Annotated in this window: 24 protein-coding genes; 11 read left to right on the plus strand and 13 right to left on the minus strand. The window is 71.6% G+C overall.

The window, feature by feature from the left end; all coding sequences use genetic code 11:
* The first annotated feature begins 43 nt into the window (after nt 1-43).
* The 4 genes from V8J39_RS14920 (at nt 44) to parE (ending at nt 4,265) form a co-directional block, all read left to right on the plus strand.
* Entirely contained in the window at nt 44-619 is a 576-nt protein-coding gene (locus V8J39_RS14920; RefSeq protein WP_336461724.1) for an FMN-dependent NADH-azoreductase, read from the plus strand.
* A gap of 339 nt (nt 620-958) precedes the next feature.
* On the plus strand, nt 959-1,612 hold the full coding sequence (locus tag V8J39_RS14925; RefSeq protein ID WP_336461725.1) for a glutathione S-transferase family protein: 654 nt from the start codon (nt 959-961) through the stop codon (nt 1,610-1,612).
* A gap of 225 nt (nt 1,613-1,837) precedes the next feature.
* On the plus strand, nt 1,838-2,173 hold the full coding sequence (locus V8J39_RS14930) for a hypothetical protein (RefSeq protein WP_336461726.1): 336 nt from the start codon (nt 1,838-1,840) through the stop codon (nt 2,171-2,173).
* 133 nt (nt 2,174-2,306) lie between these two features.
* Nucleotides 2,307-4,265 (plus strand): DNA topoisomerase IV subunit B, encoded by a 1,959-nt coding sequence (gene parE, locus V8J39_RS14935; RefSeq protein WP_336461727.1) that lies wholly within the window; start codon nt 2,307-2,309, stop codon nt 4,263-4,265.
* 26 nt (nt 4,266-4,291) lie between these two features.
* Here the strand turns inward: parE and ftsY are convergent, their stop codons facing one another.
* Nucleotides 4,292-5,467: a signal recognition particle-docking protein FtsY gene (gene ftsY / locus V8J39_RS14940; RefSeq protein ID WP_336461728.1), complete on the minus strand. Its 1,176-nt coding sequence runs from the start codon at nt 5,465-5,467 to the stop codon at nt 4,292-4,294.
* A gap of 149 nt (nt 5,468-5,616) precedes the next feature.
* Here ftsY and V8J39_RS14945 point away from each other — a divergent pair, with 149 nt between their 5' ends.
* Together V8J39_RS14945 and V8J39_RS14950 are read left to right on the plus strand one after the other, a co-directional pair.
* Nucleotides 5,617-6,771 carry an alkane 1-monooxygenase gene (locus V8J39_RS14945; protein ID WP_336461729.1) on the plus strand — a complete coding sequence of 385 codons (1,155 nt, stop codon included), beginning with the start codon at nt 5,617-5,619 and terminating at the stop codon, nt 6,769-6,771.
* A gap of 11 nt (nt 6,772-6,782) precedes the next feature.
* A complete protein-coding gene (locus V8J39_RS14950; protein WP_336461730.1) occupies nt 6,783-7,220 on the plus strand; it encodes a hypothetical protein in 438 nt (145 codons plus the stop codon).
* On the opposite strand, the gene xseA is transcribed toward V8J39_RS14950, so the two are convergent.
* On the minus strand, nt 7,217-8,806 hold the full coding sequence (gene xseA / locus V8J39_RS14955) for an exodeoxyribonuclease VII large subunit (protein WP_336461731.1): 1,590 nt from the start codon (nt 8,804-8,806) through the stop codon (nt 7,217-7,219). The two genes, V8J39_RS14950 and xseA, sit on opposite strands and share 4 nt — an antisense overlap.
* Nucleotides 8,807-8,890: 84 nt before the next feature.
* On the opposite strand from xseA, the gene purD reads away from it, so the two are divergent.
* On the plus strand, nt 8,891-10,153 hold the full coding sequence (purD, locus tag V8J39_RS14960; protein ID WP_336461732.1) for a phosphoribosylamine--glycine ligase: 1,263 nt from the start codon (nt 8,891-8,893) through the stop codon (nt 10,151-10,153).
* Here purD and V8J39_RS14965 read toward each other — a convergent pair.
* Nucleotides 10,150-10,419, minus strand: a complete 270-nt coding sequence (locus V8J39_RS14965; RefSeq protein ID WP_336461733.1) for a hypothetical protein — start codon at nt 10,417-10,419, stop codon at nt 10,150-10,152. The genes purD and V8J39_RS14965 overlap by 4 nt on opposite strands.
* Nucleotides 10,420-10,666: 247 nt before the next feature.
* Here V8J39_RS14965 and V8J39_RS14970 point away from each other — a divergent pair, with 247 nt between their 5' ends.
* Nucleotides 10,667-10,900: a hypothetical protein gene (locus V8J39_RS14970; protein WP_336461734.1), complete on the plus strand. Its 234-nt coding sequence runs from the start codon at nt 10,667-10,669 to the stop codon at nt 10,898-10,900.
* A gap of 144 nt (nt 10,901-11,044) precedes the next feature.
* On the opposite strand, the gene purU is transcribed toward V8J39_RS14970, so the two are convergent.
* The 3 genes from purU to V8J39_RS14985 all read right to left on the minus strand — a co-directional run bounded on the left by purU (nt 11,045) and on the right by V8J39_RS14985 (nt 13,098).
* Nucleotides 11,045-11,929, minus strand: coding sequence for a formyltetrahydrofolate deformylase (gene purU, locus V8J39_RS14975; protein ID WP_336461735.1), 885 nt, complete (start codon nt 11,927-11,929; stop codon nt 11,045-11,047).
* 126 nt (nt 11,930-12,055) lie between these two features.
* Nucleotides 12,056-12,772 carry an FG-GAP repeat domain-containing protein gene (locus tag V8J39_RS14980; protein WP_336461736.1) on the minus strand — a complete coding sequence of 239 codons (717 nt, stop codon included), beginning with the start codon at nt 12,770-12,772 and terminating at the stop codon, nt 12,056-12,058.
* A 2-nt stretch (nt 12,773-12,774) separates the two neighbouring features.
* Nucleotides 12,775-13,098: a 2Fe-2S iron-sulfur cluster-binding protein gene (locus V8J39_RS14985; RefSeq protein ID WP_336461737.1), complete on the minus strand. Its 324-nt coding sequence runs from the start codon at nt 13,096-13,098 to the stop codon at nt 12,775-12,777.
* A gap of 261 nt (nt 13,099-13,359) precedes the next feature.
* On the opposite strand from V8J39_RS14985, the gene V8J39_RS14990 reads away from it, so the two are divergent.
* The 3 genes from V8J39_RS14990 to V8J39_RS15000 all read left to right on the plus strand — a co-directional run bounded on the left by V8J39_RS14990 (nt 13,360) and on the right by V8J39_RS15000 (nt 14,731).
* A complete protein-coding gene (locus V8J39_RS14990; RefSeq protein WP_336461738.1) occupies nt 13,360-13,869 on the plus strand; it encodes a peptidoglycan-binding domain-containing protein in 510 nt (169 codons plus the stop codon).
* Between the two features lie 86 nt (nt 13,870-13,955).
* On the plus strand, nt 13,956-14,276 hold the full coding sequence (locus V8J39_RS14995; RefSeq protein WP_336461739.1) for an ArsR/SmtB family transcription factor: 321 nt from the start codon (nt 13,956-13,958) through the stop codon (nt 14,274-14,276).
* Complete coding sequence (locus tag V8J39_RS15000) at nt 14,273-14,731, plus strand: SRPBCC family protein (protein WP_336461740.1); 459 nt, start codon at nt 14,273-14,275, stop codon at nt 14,729-14,731. Before V8J39_RS14995 ends, V8J39_RS15000 begins: the two co-directional genes overlap by 4 nt.
* A 114-nt stretch (nt 14,732-14,845) precedes the next feature.
* Here the strand turns inward: V8J39_RS15000 and V8J39_RS15005 are convergent, their stop codons facing one another.
* From V8J39_RS15005 to htpX, 7 genes are all read right to left on the minus strand, one after another.
* Nucleotides 14,846-16,321 carry a Do family serine endopeptidase gene (locus V8J39_RS15005; RefSeq protein WP_336461906.1) on the minus strand — a complete coding sequence of 492 codons (1,476 nt, stop codon included), beginning with the start codon at nt 16,319-16,321 and terminating at the stop codon, nt 14,846-14,848.
* A gap of 223 nt (nt 16,322-16,544) precedes the next feature.
* Nucleotides 16,545-17,492 (minus strand): protease modulator HflC, encoded by a 948-nt coding sequence (hflC, locus tag V8J39_RS15010; protein WP_336461741.1) that lies wholly within the window; start codon nt 17,490-17,492, stop codon nt 16,545-16,547.
* A 1-nt stretch (nt 17,493) separates the two neighbouring features.
* Nucleotides 17,494-18,687 (minus strand): FtsH protease activity modulator HflK, encoded by a 1,194-nt coding sequence (gene hflK / locus V8J39_RS15015; RefSeq protein ID WP_336461742.1) that lies wholly within the window; start codon nt 18,685-18,687, stop codon nt 17,494-17,496.
* Between the two features lie 67 nt (nt 18,688-18,754).
* Nucleotides 18,755-20,113, minus strand: coding sequence for a glutathione-disulfide reductase (gorA, locus tag V8J39_RS15020; RefSeq protein ID WP_336461743.1), 1,359 nt, complete (start codon nt 20,111-20,113; stop codon nt 18,755-18,757).
* A gap of 81 nt (nt 20,114-20,194) precedes the next feature.
* Nucleotides 20,195-20,983, minus strand: a complete 789-nt coding sequence (gene rpiA, locus V8J39_RS15025) for a ribose-5-phosphate isomerase RpiA (protein ID WP_336461744.1) — start codon at nt 20,981-20,983, stop codon at nt 20,195-20,197.
* A gap of 189 nt (nt 20,984-21,172) precedes the next feature.
* The gene (ruvB, locus tag V8J39_RS15030) at nt 21,173-22,213 is read right to left on the minus strand and encodes a Holliday junction branch migration DNA helicase RuvB (protein WP_336461745.1); all 1,041 of its coding nucleotides are present in this window, start codon (nt 22,211-22,213) and stop codon (nt 21,173-21,175) included.
* 87 nt (nt 22,214-22,300) lie between these two features.
* The gene (gene htpX, locus V8J39_RS15035) at nt 22,301-23,245 is read right to left on the minus strand and encodes a zinc metalloprotease HtpX (RefSeq protein ID WP_336461746.1); all 945 of its coding nucleotides are present in this window, start codon (nt 23,243-23,245) and stop codon (nt 22,301-22,303) included.
* Nucleotides 23,246-23,330 lie beyond the last annotated feature (85 nt).

Consider the following 23,330-nt stretch of genomic DNA (forward strand, 5'->3'; position numbering starts at 1 on the left):
AGCCGTTCCACATCCCCGCGTTTCTCTCCGAAAGGACCCTCCCATGACCAAAGTTCTGCGCATCGACAGCTCGATCAAGGGCCCGGCCTCGGTCACCCGCAAGCTGACCGACCTGCTCGTCGCCCGCATCGACAACGCCGAGGTGACCGAGCGTGACACCGTCGGCATCCCGCTGATCGACGGCGCCTGGATCGGCGCGGCCTACACGCCCGCCGAGGCCCGCACCGCCGAGCAGAAGGACCTGCTCGCGCTCTCCGAGGCGCTGATCGCCGAACTGCGCGCCGCCGAGGTGATCGTGATCGGCATGCCGCTCTACAACTTCGGCGTCACCGGCCCGCTGAAGGCCTGGATCGACATGATCTGCCGCGTCGGCGAGACCTTCCGCTACACCGAGGCCGGCCCGGAAGGCCTGCTGACGGGCAAGAAGGTCTATGTCGCCTATGCTTCGGGCGGCGTGCCGCACAAGTCGGGCTACGACCTGGCCTCCAGCTACGTGACCCAGGTGCTGGGCTTCATCGGCATCACCGACGTGACCTTCGTCGCCGCCGAGGGCGTGGCGATGGGCGAGGAAGCCGCGATCGAGAAGGCCAAGGCGCAGATCGCCGCGCTGGCCGCCTGATCCCGGCAGACGCCACCCGCTTCGGAAAGGCCGGTCCCCGCGACCGGCCTTTTCGCGTCGGGGGCGCGGCGCCCGCGGCCGGCCCGAAGCCTAACGGTTTCCTGCGCCGGCGCGCGTTGGGGGTGTACAGGGGGTGCACGGGGGGCGCACAGGGGGCGCACGCCGGACACCCCCCTCCGGCGGCCCCGGCGACGGCCCGGGACCCGGGTTGCGCGGCCGGCTTCTGGACACGCCGCGGGGCACCCTCGCCGACGGGCCGCGCCCCTTGCCACTCGACCCGGTTCCCCCCTGCCCGCCCCGGTGCTAGCACTGGCGCACCCACGGCACGAGGAGCCCACGATGACCCGCCTCTACGGCATCTACAATTCGCGCGCGGCGCGCACCTACTGGCTCGCGGAAGAGCTTGGCATCCGGATCGAGGCGGTGCCGGTGATCCAGAAGGGCAAGCTCGCCGATCCGCTGGCCAGCGAGGCGCCGCTGAACACCGGCTCGCCCGACTTCCTGAAGATCGCCCCCGCCGGCTTCATCCCGACGCTCGAGGACGACGGGCTGGTGCTGCACGAATCCGGCGCGATCAACCTCTACCTCGCCAAGAAGCACGGCGGCCCGCTCGCGCCCGCGACGCTGGCCGAGGATGCCGAGATGACGATGTGGACGCTCTACGCGATGACCTCGGTCGAGCCGCCCGCGCTCGAGATCACCTTCACCTTCCGCCGCGCCGAGCAGGACACCCCCGTCGGCCAGGCCGTGATCGCCGGCGCCTGCGAGAAGCTGCGCCGCCCGCTGCAGGTGCTTGACGGGCATCTTGCCGCCCATGACTACCTGGTGGGCGACCGCTTCACCGTGGCCGATGTCACCGTCGCCGAATGCCTGCGCTATGCCGAGGCCTACCGCCCGATCATCGACGAGTTCCCCGCGCTCGCCGCCTGGTACGACCGCTGCCACGCCCGCCCGGCCTATGCCGCGGTGACCGGGCGCCGCCTGGCCGAGTGAGGCGCCACGCCTGACGCATCGGCGCCTGACGCATCCGAGCCTGACGCATTCGCGCCCGCCACCGCTGCGGGTGCGATGTCTCGAATGCCGCGGGGCGGCTTGACCCGGCCCGCGGCACTCGCCTATAGCGGGTGGATTGACGACCTGTTCGACCCAAATCCCTTTTTCGCTGCCCCCTTTCTTGCCGTCCCGTTTTTTGCCGTCCCGTTTTTTATGAGGTTTGCCATGTTTCCGGTTCAGGGCTACGCGCTGTGCGCGCTGGCCTCGCTCATCGTTCTGCTCGGCGACTATTTCGTGAAGCTCGCCGTCGAGAGCGGCCACCCCCTCACCTCGCGACCGCTGGCCGCCGCCGGGCTGCTGTATGCCCTGTCGGCGGTGGCCTGGTACTTCACCTTCCAGCACATGACCCTTGCCCAGAGCGGGGTCGCGGTGGCGGTGTTCTCGCTGCTGGCGCTGGTCGGCCTGGGCGTCGTCTGCTTCGGCGAGACGCTCGCCCCGCGCGACTGGCTGGGCATCGGCTGCGCGCTCGCCTCGCTGGCGCTGATGGCCCGCGGGGCCTGACCGCGCCGGCCAAACGGGCAGAAACGCGCCATCCCTCGCGGTTTTGCGAGGGGTGACCGCAAAACGTTGCGATTATCGCGCCGCTGTGGTGTAAGAACGACCCCAAGCCCTTCCCCACCGCGAGCCCGATTCAATGCCCGAAGACCTGCTCAGCAGCCAGTCCGAGCCCACCTACGACGCCTCCTCGATCGAGGTGCTCGAAGGGCTGGAGCCGGTCCGCAAGCGCCCGGGCATGTATATCGGCGGCACCGACGAGCGGGCGCTGCACCACATGGTGGCCGAGATCCTCGACAACGCGATGGACGAGGCCGTCGCCGGCCACGCCACCCGCATCGAGGTCGAGCTGCACGCCGACTACGGGCTGACGGTCAAGGACAACGGCCGCGGCATCCCCGTCGACCCGCACCCGAAGTTCCCCGGCAAGTCCGCGCTCGAGGTGATCCTGTGCACGCTGCACGCGGGCGGCAAGTTCTCGAACAAGGCCTATTCGACCTCGGGCGGCCTGAACGGCGTCGGCTCGTCGGTGGTGAACGCGCTGTCGGACGTGATGCGGGTCGAGGTCGCGCGCAACCGCGAGCTGTTCGTGCAGAGCTTCTCGCGCGGGGTGCCGCAGGGCCCGGTCGAGAAGGTCGGCCCGGCGCCGAACCGCCGCGGCACCTCGGTCTACTTCCACCCCGACGCGCAGATCTTCGGCGAGCTGAAGTTCAAGCCGGCGCGGCTGTTCAAGATGGTCCGCTCGAAGGGCTACCTGTTCTCGGGCGTCGAGATCCGCTGGAAATCCGCGATCGACGACGGCGAGACCCCGACCGAGGCCACGTTCCACTTCCCCAACGGCCTTGCCGACTTCCTGAACGAGACCATGGCCGGCACCTCGACCTATGCCGACCGGCCCTTTGCCGGGAAGGTCAGCTTCGAGGAGAAGTTCGGCGTTCCGGGCCGGATCGAATGGGCGATCAACTGGTCGGCGATGCGCGACGGCTTCATCCATTCCTACTGCAACACCGTGCCCACGCCCGAGGGCGGCACGCACGAGGCGGGCTTCTGGGGCGCGATGCTGAAGGGCATCAAGGCCTACGGCGAGCTTGCGGGCAACCGCAAGGCCAAGGACATCGCCCGCGAGGACATGCTGACGGGCGGCTGCGCGCTGATCTCGATCTTCATCCGCGAGCCCTCGTTCGTCGGCCAGACCAAGGACCGGCTGTCGACCGAAGAGGCCGTGCGCTGGACCGAAAGCGCCGTGCGCGACCATTTCGACAACTGGCTTGCGGCGGATACCAAGACCGCGGGCGCGATCCTCGATTTCCTCGTGCTGCGCGCCGAGGAGCGGATGCGCCGCCGGCAGGAGAAGGAAACCGCGCGCAAGTCCGCGACCAAGAAGCTGCGGCTTCCCGGCAAGCTCACGGACTGCACCGCGAAGAACCGCGAGGGGACCGAGCTGTTCATCGTCGAGGGCGACTCGGCCGGCGGCTCGGCCAAGGGCGCACGCTCGCGCGAGACGCAGGCGCTGCTGCCGCTGAAGGGCAAGATCCTGAACGTGCTGGGCGCGGCCTCGTCGAAGCTGAACGACAACTCGGAAATCCGCGACATCTGCGAGGCGCTCGGTGTCGGCATGGGCACCAAGTTCAAGGTCGACGACCTGCGCTATGACAAGATCATCATCATGACCGACGCGGACGTGGACGGTGCCCACATCGCCTCGCTGCTGATGACGTTCTTCTACACGCAGATGCGGCCCCTGATCGACAAGGGGCACCTCTACCTTGCCTGCCCGCCGCTCTACCGGCTGACGCAGGGCGCGCGGCGGATCTATGTCGCCGACGATGCCGAGAAGGAGGCCGCGCTGGCCAAGGGCCTTGGCGGCAAGGGCAAGATCGACGTGCAGCGCTTCAAGGGTCTTGGCGAGATGGATGCCAAGGACCTGAAGGAGACCACGATGGACCCCAAGAGCCGCAAGCTGATCCGGGTCTCGATCGACGAGGATGCGCCGGGCGAGACCTCGGATCTGGTCGAGCGGCTGATGGGCAAGAAGCCCGAGCTGCGGTTCCAGTACATCCAGCAGAACGCGCGGTTCGTGGAAGAGCTGGACGTGTAAGGCGCGACCGAAAGGGGGGTGGCGCCTCAGCGCGCCGCCGCCCCCACGAGGGCCTTGGCGAAATCGTCCGGATCGAAGGGCGACAGGTCGTCGATCTGCTCGCCCACCCCGATCGCGTGGATCGGCAGGCCGAACTTGTCGGCAAGCGCCACCAGCACGCCGCCGCGGGCCGTGCCGTCAAGCTTGGTCATCACCAGCCCCGAGACATCGGCAAGCTTGCGGAAGGTCTCGACCTGGCTCAGCGCGTTCTGGCCCGTGGTCGCGTCCAGCACCAGCAGCGTGTTGTGCGGCGCGTCGGGGTCCTTCTTGCGGATCACCCGCACGATCTTGGCCAGCTCTTCCATCAGGTCGGCGCGGTTCTGCAGACGCCCGGCGGTGTCGATCATCAGAAGGTCCGCACCCTCGGCCTGGGCCTTCACCATCGCGTCGAAGGCAAGGCTCGCGGGGTCGGACCCCTCGGGCGCGGTCAGCACCGGCACGCCCGCGCGCTCGCCCCAGACCTTCAGCTGGTCGACGGCGGCGGCACGGAACGTGTCGCCCGCGGCGATCACCACCGACTTGCCGGCGGCGCGGAACTGGCTGGCAAGCTTGCCGATCGTCGTGGTCTTGCCCGAGCCGTTGACGCCCACCACCAGCACCACCTGCGGCTTGGTCGGATAGATCGGCAGCGGCCGCGCGACCGGCTCGAGGATGCCCGCGATCTCGGCGGCGAGCGCGGCCTTGATCTCTTCGACCGACATCCGCCGGCCCATCCGCCCCTGGGCAAGGTTCGCCGCGACCCGCAGCGCGGTCTCGACGCCCATGTCGGCCTGGATCAGCAGCTCCTCGAGGCTTTCGAGCATCTCGTCGTCGAGCACCCGGCGCAGGACCGGTGCCTCGGGCGCGGCCGCCGGGCGGCCGAAGAGCCGGCCCAGCACGCCGCCGCGCGGGGCGGCGGGCGCCTCGGCTCCGCCCCCCTGCTCGGGCAGGCGGTCGGGCGGCGGCGGGGTCCATTCCGGCGGGGTCGTGCCGGGCACTTCCTCGGGCACCGGCGCGGGCCCGGGCTCGGGCGTCACCGGGCGCTCGGGCGGCGCGGCGGGGGGCAGCTCGGGCGTCTCGGGCGTGCCCGCGCTGCCGCCATCCTCGACGATCGCCTCAAGCCCCTCGCCGAGACGCGACGAGGACCGGCCGAGCCGTTCGCGGAGCTTGGAGAAAAACGACATCGGGCCTCCGGCGCTGTTCCTGCCCCGCCCGAGCCGGGACCGGGGCGCATCCCTTCCCACCTAAGCCACGCGGGCGCGCGTGGAAAGGGGCTGGCGCAACCGGGCGGCCCTTCCGGGGCGGCGCGCGAGGAGCTAGGGTGGCAGCCGTGATGACCGATGCCCCCCCTGCCCCCCGCCCCGCCCCGGTGGCGGCCTTCGCCGCGGCGACGCTGGCGCCGGCCGGGCTGATCGCGCTGGCGGCGCTGGCGGGCGGCGGCTGGGTCTGGGCGGCGCTGGGGTACATGACGGCGCTGACCTATGCGCTCGACCGGCTGATCGCGGCCTTCGGCGAGGGCGGCGGCGCGGACGGCGAGGCCGAGTTTCCCGCCGCCGACGCCCTGTCGGTGGCGCTGGCGGTGGTGCATCCGGCGGTGCTGGCGCTGGCGATCGCCGGCACCTGCGGCGCGACCGGCCTGCCCGGCCCCGCGCGGGCGGGGCTGTTCGTCGCGGCGGGGCTGTGGTTCGGGCAGGTCTCGAACTCGAACGCGCACGAGCTGATCCACCGCACCCGCCGCGGGCTCTACCGGCTGGGCGTCGCGGTCTATGTCACGCTGCTGCACGGGCAGCACGCCTCGGGCCACCGGCTGGTGCACCACCGCTTCGTCGCCACCCCCGAGGATCCGGCGACGGCCCGCGCGGGCGAGGGGTTCTGGGCGTTCCTGCCCCGCGCCTGGTGGGGCGAGTTCCGCGGCGGCTGGCGGGCCGAGACCGCCCTGCGCGCCCGCGCCGCCGGCCGCGGGCGCGGCCTGCATCCCTATGCGGTCTACCTTGCCGGCGGGGCGGCCTGCCTCGGGCTCGGGCTCGCGGCCTTCGGCTGGGGCGGGGTAGCCGCGCACCTGGGCTTCGCGGCCTATGCCCAGGCGCAGCTGATGCTGTCGGACTACGTGCAGCACTACGGCCTGCAGCGCGCCCGCGACGACCGCGGCCGGTGGGAGCCGGTGGGGCCCGCGCACAGCTGGGATGCGCCGCAGGCCTTCTCGGGGCTGGTGATGCTGCACGCGCCGCGCCATGCCGACCACCACCTGCACCCGGGGCGACCCTATCCGGCGCTGCGGATCACGCGCGGGGCGACGCCGATGCTGCCGCGATCGCTGCCGCTGATGGCGACGCTGGCGCTGGTGCCGCCGGCCTGGCGGCGGGTGATGGACCCGCGGCTGGCGCGGTGGCAGGCCCGGCAGGGCGACCACGGGGTCGTGACCCCGGGCGCGGGCCGCGAGGGTTGCGAAGGCCGCCCGGGCTCTGGCAGGCTCTCGCGCGACGGATGAAGGAGATGACGATGGGCGCGAGCCTTGCCAAGGGGCTGCAGGCACTGGTGCTGGCCGCCGTGCTGCTGCCGCAGGTCGCGCCGGCGGCCACCACCGAGGCCGCGGACGAGGCCAAGCCGCTGACCGCCGAGGAGTTCGACGCGCTCTCGGTCGGGCGCACGCTGACCTATGCCGCCGGCGGCCGGGTCTACGGGACCGAGCAGTACCTGCCGAACCGGCGCGTGATCTGGGCCTTCACCGGCGATGTCTGCAAGAGCGGCCACTGGTTCCCCGAGGGCGACGAGATCTGCTTTGCCTACGAGGATGTCGCCGACCTGCAGTGCTGGACCTTCTTCCAGACCCCGGGCGGGATCGCGGCGAAGTTCCGCGGCGACCCGGCGGGCGACCCGCTGATCGCGGTGCAGGACAGCGACCAGCCCCTGCCCTGCATGCCCGACGTCGGCGTCTAGAACAGCGACCCCTGGCTGTCGCCGCCCGTCTTCGGGCGCGCGGCGCCCGCGGGCTTGCCCGGCGGCGCCTCCTCGGGGCGCACGGCGACGCGGCCGTCGGCGAATTCGATCTCCAGCCGCGGCGCGGCCCGCGCGGTGCCGGCCTGCGTCACCAGCGCCTCGCCCGCCCGCACCACGGCATAGCCGCGCGCCAGCGTCTCGGTATAGCCCAGCGTCGCGCGCATCCGGTCGAGCGCGGCCAGCCGCTCGCGCTCGCGCACCAGGCGCGCGGGCAGCGCGGCCGCCAGCCGCGCCTCGATCTGGCCCAGCCGCTCGCGCCCGCGGGCGACCTCGCGCAGGGCCTCGGCGGCGCGGTTGGCCTGCGCCCGGTCCAGCCGCGCGGCCAGCGTGTCGAACCGCTCGCGCGTGCGCTCGGCCCGCAGCGACAGCCCCGGCGCCAGCCGCCCGGCAAGCCGCGCGAGATCGCGGGTCTCGGCGGCGATGAAACCCGCCAGCAGCGAGGGCCCGACCCGCCCGCCGACCCGCGCGAAGGCCGCGCGCTTGGCCGCGGTCGCGCCGCGCAGCGCCGGGTCGAGCCGCGAGGCGGTCAGGTCCAGCCGCTGGCGCGACGGCGCCGTCAGCGCCTCGGGCCGGCCGAGCGCGCGCGACAGGTCCGCCAGCCGCTGGCGCCGGCGGTCGGCCGACAGCGTCATCACCCGGGCGATCCGCGCGCCCTGCTCGGCGATCAGCGCCGCGAGTTCCGCCCGGACCGGCACCGCCATCTCGGCCGCCGCGGTGGGGGTGGGCGCGCGCAGGTCCGCGGCGAAGTCGATCAGCGTGGTGTCGGTCTCGTGCCCCACCGCCGAGATCAGCGGGATCGCCGAGGCGGCGGCGGCACGCACCACGATCTCTTCGTTGAAGCCCCAGAGGTCCTCGATCGAGCCGCCGCCGCGCGCGACGATCAGCAGGTCGGGCCGCGGCAGGGCGCCGCCGGGGGTCAGCGCGTTGAAGCCCGCGATCGCGCGGGCGACGTCGGGCGCGCAGGCCTGGCCCTGCACCGCCACCGGCCAGATCAGCACCTTGCGCGGGAAGCGGTCGCGCAGCCGGTGCAGGATGTCGCGGATCACCGCGCCCGAGGGCGAGGTGACGACGCCGATCACCTCGGGCAGGAACGGGATCGGCCGCTTGCGGGCCGGGTCGAACAGCCCCTCGGCCTGAAGCTGCACGCGGCGCTTCTCCAGCATCGCCATCAGCGCGCCCTGGCCCGCGATCTCGAGCGCCTCGACCACCAGCTGGTATTTCGACGAGCCGGGGAAGGTGGTCATCCGCCCGGTGGCGATGACCTCGATCCCCTCCTCGGGCTTCACGGCAAGTTTCGCCGCCTGCCCCTTCCACGCCACGGCGTCGAGCGTGGCCCGGTCGTCCTTCAGCGCGAAGTAGAGATGCCCCGATCCGGGGCGCGAGACGCGCCCGATCTCGCCGCGCACGCGCACGCGGCCGAACTCGCCCTCGATCACCCGTTTGACGGCGCCCGCGATCTCGGAGACCGAGTAGTCGTGGGCATTGCCGGGGGCGGAGGGGGCATCGTCTTCGAAAAGGTCACTCATCGCGGGCGGCAGTCTTGTGCGGTCATGGCCGTGACCTTAGAACGCCGGGCGAGCGAGGCCAAGCCAACCGATAGAGACAGCGCCATGAACATTCTGATCCTCGGCAGCGGCGGGCGCGAACACGCGCTGGCCTGGGCCATCAAGCAGAACCCGAAATGCGACCGGCTGATCGTCGCGCCCGGCAACGCGGGCATCGCCGAGATCGCCGACTGCGCGGCGCTCGACATCCTCGACGGTGCGGCGGTGGTGGAATTCTGCGGCGAGAACGCGATCGACTTCGTGGTCGTCGGCCCCGAGGCACCACTGGCGGCCGGGGTTGCCGACGCGCTGCGCGGCGCGGGCCTGCTGACCTTCGGACCCTCGGGCGAGGCGGCGCGGCTGGAAGCATCGAAGGCCTTCACCAAGGCGGTCTGCGACGCCTGCAACGCGCCGACCGCGGCCTATGCGCGCTTCACCGACCTCGCGGCCGCGAAGGCCTATGTCACCGCGCAGGGCGCGCCGATCGTGGTCAAGGCCGACGGGCTGGCCGCCGGCAAGGGCGTGATCGTCGCGATGACGCTGGACGAGGCGCTGGCGGGCCTGGACGAGATCTTCGGCGGCGCCTTCGGGGCCGCGGGCACCGAGGTGGTGATCGAGGAGTTCATGGCGGGCGAGGAGGCGAGCCTGTTCGTGCTGTCGGACGGCAAGACCGCGCTGGCGATCGGCGGCGCGCAGGACCACAAGCGGGTCGGCGACGGCGACACCGGGCCGAACACCGGCGGCATGGGGGCCTATTCGCCGGCGCCGGTCCTGACCGACGCGATCACCGAGCAGGCGATGGCCGAGATCGTGCGCCCGACCGTCGCCGAGATGGCGCGCCGCGGCACGCCGTTCGAGGGCGTTCTCTACGCGGGGCTGATGATCGAGAACGGCCGGGCGCGGCTGGTGGAATACAACGTCCGCTTCGGCGACCCGGAATGCCAGGTGCTGATGATGCGGCTGGGGGCGCAGGCGCTCGACCTGCTGCAGGCCTGCGCCGAGGGCCGGCTGGCCGAGGTGGCGCCGGTCTGGGCCGACGATCACGCGATCACGGTGGTGATGGCCGCGAACGGCTACCCGGGCGACTATGCCAAGGGCAGCCAGATCCGCGGCCTCGAAGAGCTGCCCGACGACAGCATGAACATGGTCTTCCATGCCGGCACCGCGCGGCGCGACGGCGGCATCATCGCCGCGGGCGGGCGGGTGCTGAACGTCACCGCCCGCGGGGCGAGCCTCGCAGAGGCGCGCGAACGTGCCTATGCCATGGTCGACGCGATCGACTGGCCGGGCGGCTTCTGCCGCCGCGACATCGGCTGGCGCGCGCTTTAACGCGCCATCACCACGGCCTGCGCCTGGGTCATCTGCTCGGTCGAGCACATGGCGCTGCGGGTCGTGGCGACGCCGGCGGTCGAGTAGGTGACGACGCAGCCGTCGCCGAAGGTGACGGTGCGCCCGTTGGCGCCGGTGGTCACGACCGGCGCCGCGACGACGCGGTCGGTGCGGGTGATCGTGGTGCGGTTGGGCTCGCAGGCGGCGAGCGCGAGCGGCAGGGCGGCGAGAAGGCCAAGGCTGGCAAGGCTGCGGCGGGCGGTCATGGCGGGTCCTCCGGGGGTATCCATGGCGGTGGCCATGGGGGATGTCCTCCGGCTAGGACGCGCGAGGCCGGGCCAAGGTTCCCGATCGCTGCAGGGCGGCCATGCGATTTGCGTCGCGAGCCCTGCGGATCGTGCAAGACGGGAATCGCGAAACGTCCGTGGTGCGATCGCCCCGCAAGGCGCATCTAGGGGGCAACAGATCGCAGGCCCGTTCCGACGACGCGCCGCCACCCCAAGGACAGATGCCATGAGCACGCTCGTTGCCAAGACCCCGCTGAACCTCGACGCCGTCATCGCCGTCGTCTACGCCGCCATCTTCGTTCTGGGCGTCGGCACGATCATCGCCGCCGAGGACTGGATCGCCGCGCTTGGCATCCGGGGCACGGCCGCCATCCTGACCCACGGCGCGCTGGGCGTCGCCCTGCTGTCGGCCTTCGTGGCGCTGATCGCCGTCGTCGCGCGCGCCACCGAAGAGGCCTGAGCCCGCGCAAGGTCCGCTGCCGCCGCTTCTTCCCTCGTTGCCGGACGGCAGAACGACGAAGGCCCTCCTCGCGGAGGGCCTTTCGCGTTTTCGCAGGGGTGCCCCGGGGGAGCAGGGGGGGAGGCCCCCCCGGCCGGGTGAGCGTCAGCCCATCCGCTCCGAGGCGTAGGACCCCGGCGAGGCCGGGAAGACCACGGTCTTGTTCCCGTTGAGGAACACCCGGTGGTGGATGTGGGCGTGGATCGCGCGGCTCAGCACCGCCGCCTCGACGTCGCGGCCCAGCGAGACGTAGTCGTCGGGCGACTGGGCATGGGTGATGCGCACGGTGTCCTGCTCGATGATCGGGCCCTCGTCGAGATCGGCGGTGACGTAATGCGCCGTCGCCCCGATCAGCTTCACCCCGCGCTGGAACGCCTGCTTGTAGGGGTTGGCGCCCTTGAACGAGGGCAGGAACGAGTGGTGGATGTTGATCACCCGGCCTTCCATCTTGCGGCAGAGCGCATCCGACAGCACCTGCATGTAGCGCGCGAGCACGATCAGCTCGGCCCCGGTCTCCTCGACCAGCGCCAGCAGGCGGGCCTCGGCCTCGGGCTTGTTCTCCTTGGTCACCTTGATCTGGTGGAAGGGGATGTCGTGGTTCACGACGACCTTCTGGTAGGTCAGGTGGTTCGACACCACGCCGACGATGTCGATCGGCAGCGCGCCGATGCGCCAGCGGTACAGCAGGTCGTTCAGGCAGTGGCCGAAGTTCGACACCATCAGCAGGACCTTCATCTTGTGGTCCCCGTCATGGATCGCCCAGTCCATGTCGAAGGGCGCCGCGACCTCGGCGAACTCGGCCCGCAGGGCCTCTAGCCCGGCGCCGGTCTCGGACACGAAGGTGGTGCGGGTGAAGAAGCGCCCGGTCTCGGCATCGTCGAACTGCGCCGAATCGGTGATGTTGCAGCCCTTCTCGGCCAGGAAGCCCGAAATGGCGGCAACGATGCCGCGGGTCGAGGGGCAGGTGACGGTCAGCACATAGGTGGTCATCGGCGGGGGCGTCCTTTCGCGGGCGGCAACGGGCGCATCATTCCGCCGGGCGGGCCCGTCGCGCCAGCCCCGATGCGACCGCGATGCAACGAAAGGCGACAGCGACGACCGACGCCGCCATGTCGCTCAGGGCCGGCAGCCGCGCGCCGGGTCGAGGCTGCCGGGGCCGCGGTAGGGCCCGAGGTCCGCCATCGCCAGCCCCGCCCCCTCGCCGGTGCCCGACCAGGCCACCAGCCGCACGAGGCCCCATGTCGGATCCGCCAGCCGCAGCACCGGCATCGGGCAGGCGGTGATGCCGCCCTGCAGGAAGCTGTCGCCGAAGCGGTGGTTGGTCACGCCCTCGATCTCGGCCACCGGCACGAGCACGCCCGCCTCGAGCCGCACCAGCTTGAGCCGGTAGCGCAGGTGCGGCGTCTCGACATAGGCCAGCTCGACCCGGCCGTCGCCGTCGAGATCCACCGCGCCCACCGGCGCCAGCCAGCGGTAGCGCCGGCCAAGGAACTCGGTCGCCGCGATCCGCCCCGCCGCCCCCCAGACCGCCAGCCGCGCGCCGCGGTCGCGGTCGCTTTCGACCGTGATCACCTCGGGCGCGCCGTCGCCGTCCAGATCGGCGAGCCGCGGCGCGAGATCCTCGAACACCATCCGCGCCGGAAGCTCGAACCGGGTCTCGCCCGCCTCGGTGGTCAGGCGCAGCGTGCCCCATTCCTCGTCATCGCCCAGCGCGCCGTGCGGATAGCGCGTCGTCGCGTCGTCATAGGCGGCCTCGAGGATGCGCGGACCGGCAAGGGCCGGCGCGGCCAGAAGCAGCGCCGCGCCGATCGCGGCGATCGCGCGCCGCGCCATGGTCAGATCTGCTTTTCGGGCAGCTGCACCACCAGCCCGTCCAGCGCGTCGGTCACCTTGACCTGGCAGGTCAGGCGCGAGCGGGCCGGGTCGGGCTGCCAGGCGAAGTCGAGCATGTCCTCTTCCATCGCCTCCTTTGCGGGAAGCTTGTCGACCCAGGCGGGATCGACATAGACGTGACAGGTCGAACAGGCGCAGGCGCCGCCGCAATCGGCCTCGATCCCCGGAACGCCGTTGTCGCGCGCGCCCTCCATCACGGTCAGGCCGCTGGCCACCTCGATCTCGTGCCGGGTGCCGTTGTGTTCCACGTAGGTGATCTTCGCCATGTCCTATCCGCTTCCTTGGTCGTGCCGGGGAGCGGGCCGCCCGCCGCGGCCCCGCTTCCGACATAGAGGATGGCGCGCCGCGCCGCCAGTGCCGTGGGCCGCGCCCCCGCCCCGGTGTCGCAGGCGCGACCGCACCCTTCCGCAGTGCCGGAGCGCAGCCTATGGTACGGCCGGACGACCAAGGACAGATCCCGACCGATGCGGCACCGCCCCTTCCCGCCCCTCCTTCCCGCCGCACCGAAGGCGCTGCCGGCAGCCCTGTTGGCGGCCCTGCTGACGGCCTGCCAGGCGGTGCCGGTCGCCGCGCCCGACACGCTGCGCAGCCTCGAGGGCGAGCTTGTCTACCGCGCCCCCGGGGCGCCGGGGCCGCAGGGCCCGGCGGGCGCCTGCTGGGACCACGACGCGACCCCCGCCGTGATCGAGACGGTGACCGAGCAGGAGCTGGTCGCGCCCGAGCGCCGCGACGCCGCGGGCGCGCTGGTGGCCCCGGCGCGCTATCGCAGCGTGCAGCGCCAGCGCATCGTCCGCGACCGCTCGGCCGTCTGGTTCCGCAGCCCCTGCCCCGCCGAGCTGTCGCCCGACGTCGTCGCCGGGTTGCAGCGCGCGCTGGCGGCGCGGGGCCTGTACCGGGCGCCGCCGACCGGCGCGATCGACCGCCCGACCGAGGCGGCGATCCGCGCCTTCCAGCGGCCGCGCGGGCTCAACAGCGGCAAGCTGTCGCTGAGCGCCGCGCAGGAGCTGGGCCTGATCCCGGTGGTGGGGGCCGACTGACCCCGGCAAAAAGGCAGGCGGATGACTGCCTTTCTTGACAGGCAGGCAAACACCTGCATAACTGGGCCCAGGACCGGAGGAGACCGATGGAGGATGACAAGGTCTTCAAGGCGCTGGCCGATCCCGGGCGGCGCCGGCTTCTGGACCTTCTGTGCGAGACGAACGGGCAGACGCTTGGCCAGCTGTGCGCGTCGATGCAGATGACGCGCCAGTCCGTGACCCAGCATCTTGGCCTGCTGGAAGAGGCGAACCTCGTCAGCACCGAGCGGCGGGGCCGCGAGAAGCTGCACTTCATCAACCCGGTTCCGCTCTACGAGGTCTTCCACCGATGGATCGCCAAGTTCGAGGAGAACCGCCTTGGCCTGCTGCACGACCTCAAGCAGGCGCTCGAGAGGGATGCCCCATGACCACCCCATCCACGGCCGACAGGTCGGCCCGCTTCGTCTATGTCACCTATATCCGCACCACGGCCGAGAAGGTCTTCGAGGCGCTGACCCGCCCGGAGGTGACGCGCCGCTACTGGTGCCACGAGAACGTCTCGGACTGGCAGACCGGGTCGGGGTGGCAGCATGTGCGCCACGCGACCGGCGAGGTCGACCTTGTCGGCAAGGTGATCGAAACCGATCCGCCGCACCGGCTGGTGATCAGCTGGGCGAACCAGAGCCAGCAGGAGGACCCCGCCGCCTACAGCCGGGTCAGCTTCGACATCGCCCCGCGGCCCGACGGCATCGTCCGGCTGACCGTCACGCACGAGGATCTTCAGCCGGGCGGCGGCATGCTGGCCGGGATCTCCGAGGGCTGGCCGCTGGTGCTTTCCAGCCTGAAGTCCTTCCTCGAGACCGGAACCGGCGTGCCGATGTAGGCGCCACGGCGCCGCGACCGCCGCCGCGACGGAAAGCGGGCGCCCCCCCTCGCGGCGGCGCCCGTTCACGTCATCGTCCCGGACGGCGGGGCAGCCCGCCAGCCGTGGCGTCCGTCACTCTTCCTCGACCGACAGCGCGACAAAGCGCGGCTCGCCCTCGCGGCGGACGAGAAGCAGCAGCGACTTGCGCCCGGCCTGCTTCGCCTCGTCGATGCGGGCCTGCAGGTCGGACAGGCGCGCGACCTTCTGCTGGCCGGCCTCGGCGATCACGTCGCCGGCCCGCAGCCCCTTCTCGTAGGCGGTGCTGCCGTCATCGATGTCGCGGATCACAAGACCCGTCGCATCCGCCGGCAGGCCCATCTGGTCGGCCGCGTCGGCATCGAGCGGGATCAGGGTCATGCCCAGCACATCAAGGCTTTGCGGCTCGGCCGGGGCCTGCGCCGCGGCCGGGGTCGCGGTGGCCTCGGCCTCCTCGCGGCGGCCCAGCGTGATCAGCAGCGTCTCGCTGCGGTTGGCGCGCTGCACCACCACGCGGACGGCGCGGCCGACCTCGGTGTCGGCGACCTTGCGCACCAGCTCGCGCGTGTCCTTGACCGCCTGGCCGTCGAAGCTGGTGATGACGTCGCCCGACTGCATGCCCGCATCCTTGGCCGGGCCGTCCGGCACCTCGGTCACCAGTGCGCCCTCGGCGGCCGACAGGCTCATCGCCTCGGCCACGTCGGGGGTGACGTCCTGGATCCGCACGCCCAGCCAGCCGCGGCGGGTCTCGCCGAAGTCGCGCAGCTGGGTCGTGACCTTCGACACCACGTTCGAGGCCATCGAGAACCCGATCCCGATCGAGCCGCCGTTGGGCGACAGGATCGCGGTGTTCACGCCGATCACCTGGCCGTCCATGTTGAACAAGGGCCCGCCCGAGTTGCCGCGGTTGATCGCGGCGTCGGTCTGCAGGAAATCGTCATAGGTACCCGACAGCGCCCGGTTGCGGGCCGAGACGATCCCGGCCGAGACCGAGAAGCCCTGGCCGAGCGGGTTGCCCATCGCCATCACCCAGTCGCCGACGCGCATCTGGTCGCTGTCGCCGAAGGGCACGAAGGGCAGCGGCTCGTCGCTCTTGACCTTCAGCAGCGCGATGTCGGTCTGCTCGTCGCGGCCGACCAGCTCGGCGTCCAGCCGGCGGCCCGAGAACATCTCGATCTCGATCTCGTCGGCGCCGTCGATGACGTGGTTGTTGGTGACGATGTAGCCGTCTTCCGAGATGATGAAGCCCGACCCGAGCGCGTTCGAATGCTGCGGCGCGCGGCGCTGGCCGCCGGGGCCGTCGGGGTTCATGAAGTCGCGGAAGAATTCCTCGAACGGCGAGCCGGGCGGCAGCTGCGGTCCGTCGGGGCCGAGGGGGGCGGCGACGGTGGTCGAGGTGGTGATGTTCACCACCGCCGGGCTCACCTGTTCCGCGAGACCCGCGAAGCTGTCGGGGGCGGCGCGCGCGTCGCTGCGTCCGGCCTCGCCGATGACCAGTGCCAGCCCCAGCGCCCCGGCCCAGAGCAGCGCGCCGAAACCGCGGCGCAGTTGGTCCTGCGGGTTGATCGCCATGATGCGGGTCTGGGCCCGTGCCGCCATGCTGCTCTCCTTCTGCTCGACGGCCTGCCCGGCCGGGCGCGAACCGTATCAGGTCCAGCTAGCCGGGAAGGTGCGGCGCAATGCAATGCACGCTGTCTCGCGAAGCCTCACATGCCGGTGAAGGCGATGCAAGGCCCGCGGAGGTTGTGGCCCGCCCCCGGCACGACGGTGCCGGGGGCGGGCCCAATCGGGGCGCTCAGGGCGCGGGCGCGGCCGGAGCGGCAGGGGCCGCGGGCGCCTCTGCCGGGCTGCGCGAGCCGGGCATAGACGGGGGCTCGGCGGCGCCAACAGAGTCGAAATAGGTGAAGAAATCGCTGTCGGGCGACATCACCAGCGTCGAGTTCCCGGCCTGCATCGACGCCCGGTAGGCTTCGAGCGAGCGGTAGAAGCCGAAGAACTCGGGATCGGCGCCATACGCATCGGCGAAGATCCCCGAACGGCGGGCGTCGGCCTCGCCGCGGATGATCTCGGACTGGCGCCGGGCGTCCGACACGATCTCGACCACGGTGCGGTCGGCCTGGGCACGGATGCGCTGCGCGGCCTCGTTGCCGCGGGCGATCTCGTCGGCGGCCTCGCGCTCGCGTTCGGCCCGCATCCGGGCGAAGGTCGCGTCGAGGTTCTGCTCGGGCAGGTCCGACCGCAGCAGCCGCACGTCGACGATCTCGATCCCCAGCGCCTCGGCCTCGGCGCGGGCGCTGTCGCGGATCTGGGTCATCAGCGCGGCGCGGTCCGACGACAGAATCGCATCCGACGAGACCGAGCCCAGCACCGCGCGCAGCCGCGAGGTCAGGATGTTGCCGATCCGGCCCTCGGCCAGGCTGACGCCACCGGCGCCCACGGCCTGGCGGAAGCGCACCACGTCGGCGATGCGGTAGCGCGCGAAGGCGTCGACCACCAGGCGGCGGTCGTCGAGCGGCGTGACCTCGATCGGGTCGATGTCGCGCGACAGGATCCGGTCGTCGTATTTCACGACCTGCTGGATCAGCGGGATCTTGAAGCCCAGCCCGGGCTCGGTCTTCACGTCGCGGATCTGGCCGAACTGCAGCACCAGCGCCTTCTCGCGCTCGTCGACGATGTAGATCGACGACAGGCCCAGCGCGGCGAGGATCACGATCGCGGGCAGGATGAACGTTGTCTTCCTCATCTCAGTTGCCCCCCGCCTGAGTACCCGATTGCGCGGCACCGCCACGCTGCGCGGCGCTTCCCGCCAGTTCGTTGAGCGGCAGGAACGGTACAACGCCCTGCGCGCCGACGGCGCCCGGATCGATCAGCACCTTGTCGACGCGGCCCAGCACCTCCTGCATCGTCTCGAGGTAGAGACGGCGGCGGGTGACCTCGGGGGCCAACTCGTATTGCTCGCGGATGGCGGAGAAGCGGCTCGCCTCGCCCTCGGCCTGGTTGACGACCTGGGCGCGATAGCCCTCGGCCGCCTCGACGATCTCGGCCGCGTCGCCGCGGGCCTGGCCAAGGACCCGGTTCGAATAGCCGTCGGCCTCGTTCTGCAGGCGCGTGCGCTGCTGCTCGGCCGCCTGGACCTCGCGGAAGGCGTCGATGACCTCGGACGGCGGGTCGGCGCGGTCGAAGTTCACGCGCACGATGTGCAGGCCCGACGAATAGCTGTCGAGCGTGGACTGCACCAGTTCCTCGAGCCGGTCGGCGATGACGCCGCGGTCGCGGTTGAGGATCGGCGCCAGTTCCGACTGGGCGATGATCTCGCGCATGGCCGATTCCGACACCGCGCGCACGGTCTGTTCCGGGTCGCGCAGGTTGAACAGGAAGTTCTGCGCGTCGTTGACGTTCCAGACCACCTGAAAATCGATGTCGACGATGTTCTCGTCGCCGGTCAGCATCAGCCCGGCATCGGCCGCCTGGGTCGAGCTGCCGTTGGCCGCGCGGGCCATGCCCACGTCGACGGTGCGTTCCGGCGTGACCGGGATCACCTCGGCGGTGACGAAGGGCCAGGGCGCGAAGTTCAGGCCCGGCTCGCCAAGGCTCGAGAACTTGCCCAGGAACAGCTCGACCGACTGTTCCTCGGGGCGCACCGTGTAGAACGACGCGAAGGCCCACAGGCCGACCGCGGCAAGGATGCCGATGCCGATGGTGCCACGACCGATCGGGGGCGTGGTCATGCGCGGACCGCCGCCGTTGCCATTGGGCGGCTGGGGTCCGCGGGGACCCCGCCCGCCCATCAGCACGCGGAGCTGCTCCTGCCCCTTGCGCATGATTTCTTCGATCTCGGGAAGCTGACCCTCGGGGCGCTGTTTGCCGCCACGCCCCTTGTCGTCGTCATTCCGGTTGCCGCCGCCTCCGCCGCCCCCCCAGGGGCCTCCGTTCGTCATCAGAAATTCTTCCCTTCACGTCCTGTTCACCGGGCGTGTTCCGCACTTGGGGACGCCCGCCCGAAATTCAACTGCTGCGCGTCGGTTTCCGCATGGTCACCAGCTCTTCGGCCATCGTCGGATGCACCGCGCAGGTGCGGTCGAAATCTTCCTTGGTCGCGCCCATCTTCATCGCGATCGCGACCATCTGGATCATCTCGCCCGCCTCGGGCGCGACGATGTGGCAGCCAAGCACCTTGCGGCTCGCCGCGTCGACCACGAGCTTGAAGAGCACCTTGTCGGGCTGGCCCGCGAAGGAGGTGCGCATCGGCCTGAAGCCGGCGGAATAGACCTCGATCGGGCCGCGCGCCGCGGCCTCGGCCTCGGTCATGCCGCACGACGCCAGTTCCGGCTGGGTGAAGACGGCCGAGGCCACCAGCGCGTGGTCGGCCTGCCGCGCGGTGCCGCCGAAGACGGTGTCGGCGAAGGCGTGGCCCTCGCGGATCGCCACCGGCGTCAGCGCGATGCGGTCGGTGACGTCGCCCACCGCGAAGATCGAGGGCACGCGGGTCTGGCTCCAGTCGTCGACCGGGATCTGGCCCTTCGGCCCCAGCGCGATCTCGACCGCCTCGAGGCCCAGCCCCTCGACGTTCGGCACCCGGCCGGTGGCGTGGATCACGGCGCCGAACACCGCCTCGCGCCCGTCCTTGGTCACGACGCGGAACGCGCCGCCCTCGGGGGTGATCGAGGCGACCTCGGTGCCGGTCTGCAGGTCGATGCCGCTGGCGCGGATGCCGGCCTCGACAAGGTCGCGGGCCTCGGCGTCGAAGTCCTTCAGCACGTGGGCCGACCTCTGGTACTGCGTGGTCTTCACGCCGAGACCGTTCATGATGCAGGCGAATTCGCAGGCGATGTAGCCGCCGCCGACGATCAGCACGCTGTCGGGCAGCGCGTCCATCAGGAAGACGTCGTTCGAGGTCAGCGCATGTTCCGAGCCCGGGAAGGCCGGAACATAGGGCCGGCCGCCGGTGGCGATCAGGATGTGCTTGGCGGTCACGGTCTCGCCGGTGGCCAGCGTGACCTCGTGCGCGCCCGAGATCGTGGCGCGGGTGTCGTAGACGGTGACCTTGGCCCCGCTCAGCCCCGAGCGGTAGGCGCGCTCCAGCCGGTCGAGCTCGGCGTCGAGCTTGCTGCGGAAGGCGGTCCAGTCGAAGCGTCCGACATCGGCCGACCAGCCGTAGGCGCGCGCCTCTTCCATCGCCGCCGGGAAGGACGAGGCGAAGACCATCAGCTTCTTGGGAACGCAGCCGCGGATCACGCAGGTGCCGCCCATGCGGTATTCCTCGGCCAGCGCCACGCGCGCGCCGTGCTCGCCCGCCGCGATCCGCGCCGCGCGCACGCCGCCCGAGCCGCCGCCGATGACGAAGAGGTCGTAGTCGAAGTCCATGATCCTGTGCCTTCCCGGTCTGTTCCCGCCACGGCCCTCCCCTGCCGCGGTGTCGTCGTCTGTCGCTTGCTTGTTATCCAGTCACTCGCCGAGATCGGCGAAGATGTTGCGGTCTTCGGCGAAGTCGATGTGATCGTGCTCGACCGTGCCCTGGTTCACGTCGCGGATCTCGAGCCGGCCGTCGCCGTGGCCGATGATCACCATGTCGCAGATGTCGATGAACAGGCCCGTCTCGACCACGCCGGGGATCTGGTTCATCACCAGCGCCAGCTGGCGCGGGTTGCCGATCCGCCGCAGGTGCAGGTCGATGATGTAGTTGCCCTCGTCGGTGACGAGGGGATGGGCGCCGTTCATCCGCACCGAGGTGTCGCGCCCCAGCACGTCCATCGACACCAGCGTCTCCTCGATCAGCGCCTTGGTGGTCTGCCAGCCGAAGGGCACGACCTCGACCGGCAGCGGGAAGGCGCCAAGCTGGGCCACCGCCTTCGCGGCGTCGGTGATCACGATCATCTGGTCCGAGGCGGTCGCGACGATCTTCTCCTGCAGCAGCGCCGCGCCGCCGCCCTTGATCAGGGTCAGCTGCGGGTCGAATTCGTCGGCGCCGTCGATCGTCAGGTCGAGCCATTTCGCCTCGTCGAGCCCGACGACGGGGATGCCGAGTTCGCGCGCGAGTTCGGCGGTGCGGGCCGAGGTCGGCACGCCGGTGACCCGCAGCCCCTCCTCGTGCACCCGCCGGGCCAGGCAGCGCACCATCCAGGCCGCGGTCGAGCCGGTCCCGAGCCCGAGCCGCATGCCGTCCTGGACGTGATCGACCGCGCGCCTGGCGGCGGCGAACTTGGCCTTGTCGATCGGGGACAGGTCGGCGGGCATGGGCGGGCTCCGTCGGCGGATGGGGGCGTCAGCCCGGTTATAGGGAAAGGGGGGGCCGAGGGCGAGAGGCGAATTCCCGGCGCGGTCCCGATGGCAGCAACACTGGCGACGAAGCTGGCGGCGACACTGGCGGCGGGCGCCGGGGCGATGCCCCGGACCCCGGGATATTTGGACCAATGCGAAAGCAGATCACTCGAAGAGCTCGGTCTGGGCGGCGCCGGGCGGCGGTGGCGGCGGCAGGCCGAGATGGGTCCAGGCGCGGGGGGCGAGCATCCGGCCCCGCGGCGTGCGCTGGATCAGGCCCTGCTGCAGCAGGTAGGGCTCGATCACCTCCTCGATCGCGTCGCGGCTTTCCGAGAGCGCGGCCGAGATCGTCTCGACCCCCACGGGGCCGCCCAGATAGTGCTCGGCGATCAGGGTGAGGTACCGGCGGTCGGCGCCGTCGAGCCCGAGCCGGTCGACCCCGAGCCGCGTCAGCGCGCTGTCGGCGATGGCGCGGGTCAGGCGGCCGTCGCCCTCGACCAGCGCGAAGTCGACGACCCGGCGCAGCAGCCGGCCGGCGATGCGCGGGGTGCCGCGGGCGCGCCGGGCGATCTCCATCGTGCCCTCGGGCTCGGACGGGATGCCGAGCAGGCGGGCGCCACGCGCGACGATCAGGTCAAGCTCGGCCTCGGTGTAGAACTGCAGCCGGGTCGGGATGCCGAAGCGGTCGCGCAGCGGCGTCGTCAGCAGGCCGAGGCGCGTGGTGGCGCCGACCAGCGTGAAGGGCTGCAGCTCGATGCGCACGGTGCGCGCGGCCGGACCCTCGCCGATCACGAGGTCCAGCTCGAAATCCTCCATCGCCGGATAGAGAACCTCTTCCACCGCCGGGTTCAGGCGGTGGATCTCGTCGATGAACAGGACGTCGCGCGCCTCGAGGTTGGTGAGGATCGCCGCAAGATCGCCGGCCTTGGCGAGCACCGGGCCCGAGGTCATGCGGAAGTTGACGCCAAGCTCGCGCGACATGATCTGCGCCAGCGTCGTCTTGCCAAGGCCGGGAGGGCCGTGGAACAGCGTGTGGTCCATCGCCTCGCCGCGCCGCTTCGCGCTTTCGATGAAGACGCGCAGGTTGGCGCGGGCCTCGGCCTGGCCGACGAATTCCTCGAGCCCCTGCGGGCGCAGCGCGCGGTCCGCGCCCGGCGTCTCGTCCGGGAGCGCGGCGGCGCGCAGGGTGGGATCGGGGGCAGGCATCGCGGGCCTCTCGCTGTTTCCGATCCGTTCTCACCCGGATGGGCGGGCGGCGCAAGCCCCCGCCCCTGCCGTCCCGTTCCGTCCCTGTCAGGGCCAGGGGCCGCGCTGGGGCGCGTCGCGGCCGGTGCGGGGGATGCGGCTCTCGCGCAGGCCGGCCGGGCGCGGGGCAGCGGCCCTGGCCGCGGGGCCGCCGCCGCCCGCGGCCGCCAGCTCTTGCAGCGCGGCGATGCGGTTGGCGGTGTTCGGGTGGGTCGAGAACAGCTTGTCCGCGCCCTGCCCGTGCAGCGGGTTGATGATGAACATGTGGGCGGTGGCGGGGTTGCGCTCGGCCGCGGGCATCTCGATCCCCCTGGCGAAGGCGTCGATCTTGCCAAGCGCCGAGGCCAGCCACAGCGGCTGGCCGCAGATCTCGGCCCCGCCGCGGTCGGCCTCGTATTCCCGCGCCCGGCTGATCGCCATCTGCACCAGCGCCGCGGCGAAGGGGGCAAGGATCATCAGCGCCAGCGTGCCGATCAGCCCGCCCTGCCGGTCGCGGTTGCCGCCGAAGAACAGCGCGAAATTCGCCAGCATCGAGATCGCGCCGGCGAAGGTCGCGGTCACCGTCATGATCAGCGTGTCGCGGTTGCGCACATGGGCAAGCTCGTGCGCCATCACCCCCGCGACCTCCTCGCGGCTGAGGCGGCGCAGCAGGCCGGTGGTCGCGGCAACGGCGGCGTTCTCGGGGTTGCGCCCGGTCGCGAAGGCGTTGGGCTGATCGGTGTCGATCACGTAGCAGGCCGGCATCGGCATGCCCGCACGCGTCGTCATCTCGCGGATCATGCCGACATAGTCGGGGGCGTCACGCTCGGTCACCAGCCGCGCGTTGTGCATCCGCAGCACCGCCTTGTCCGAGTTCCAGTAGCTGAACAGGTTCATCGCGCCCGCCACGACCAGCGCGATGACCGCGCCGCCCGAGCCGCCAATCAGATAGCCCACGCCCATGAACAGCGCCGTCATCGCCGCCATCAGCATCGCCGTCTTCACGTAGCCCATCGCTCTCCTGCCTCGTGCCGCGCGCGGCAGTTCCCGCGCCTGCCGGATATGGGCCCGGGCGGGCTCCGTCTCAAGCCGGATCGCG

This window comes from Frigidibacter sp. MR17.24 (genome assembly GCF_037095655.1).
In the GTDB taxonomy this organism is placed as follows: Bacteria; Pseudomonadota; Alphaproteobacteria; order Rhodobacterales; family Rhodobacteraceae; genus Frigidibacter.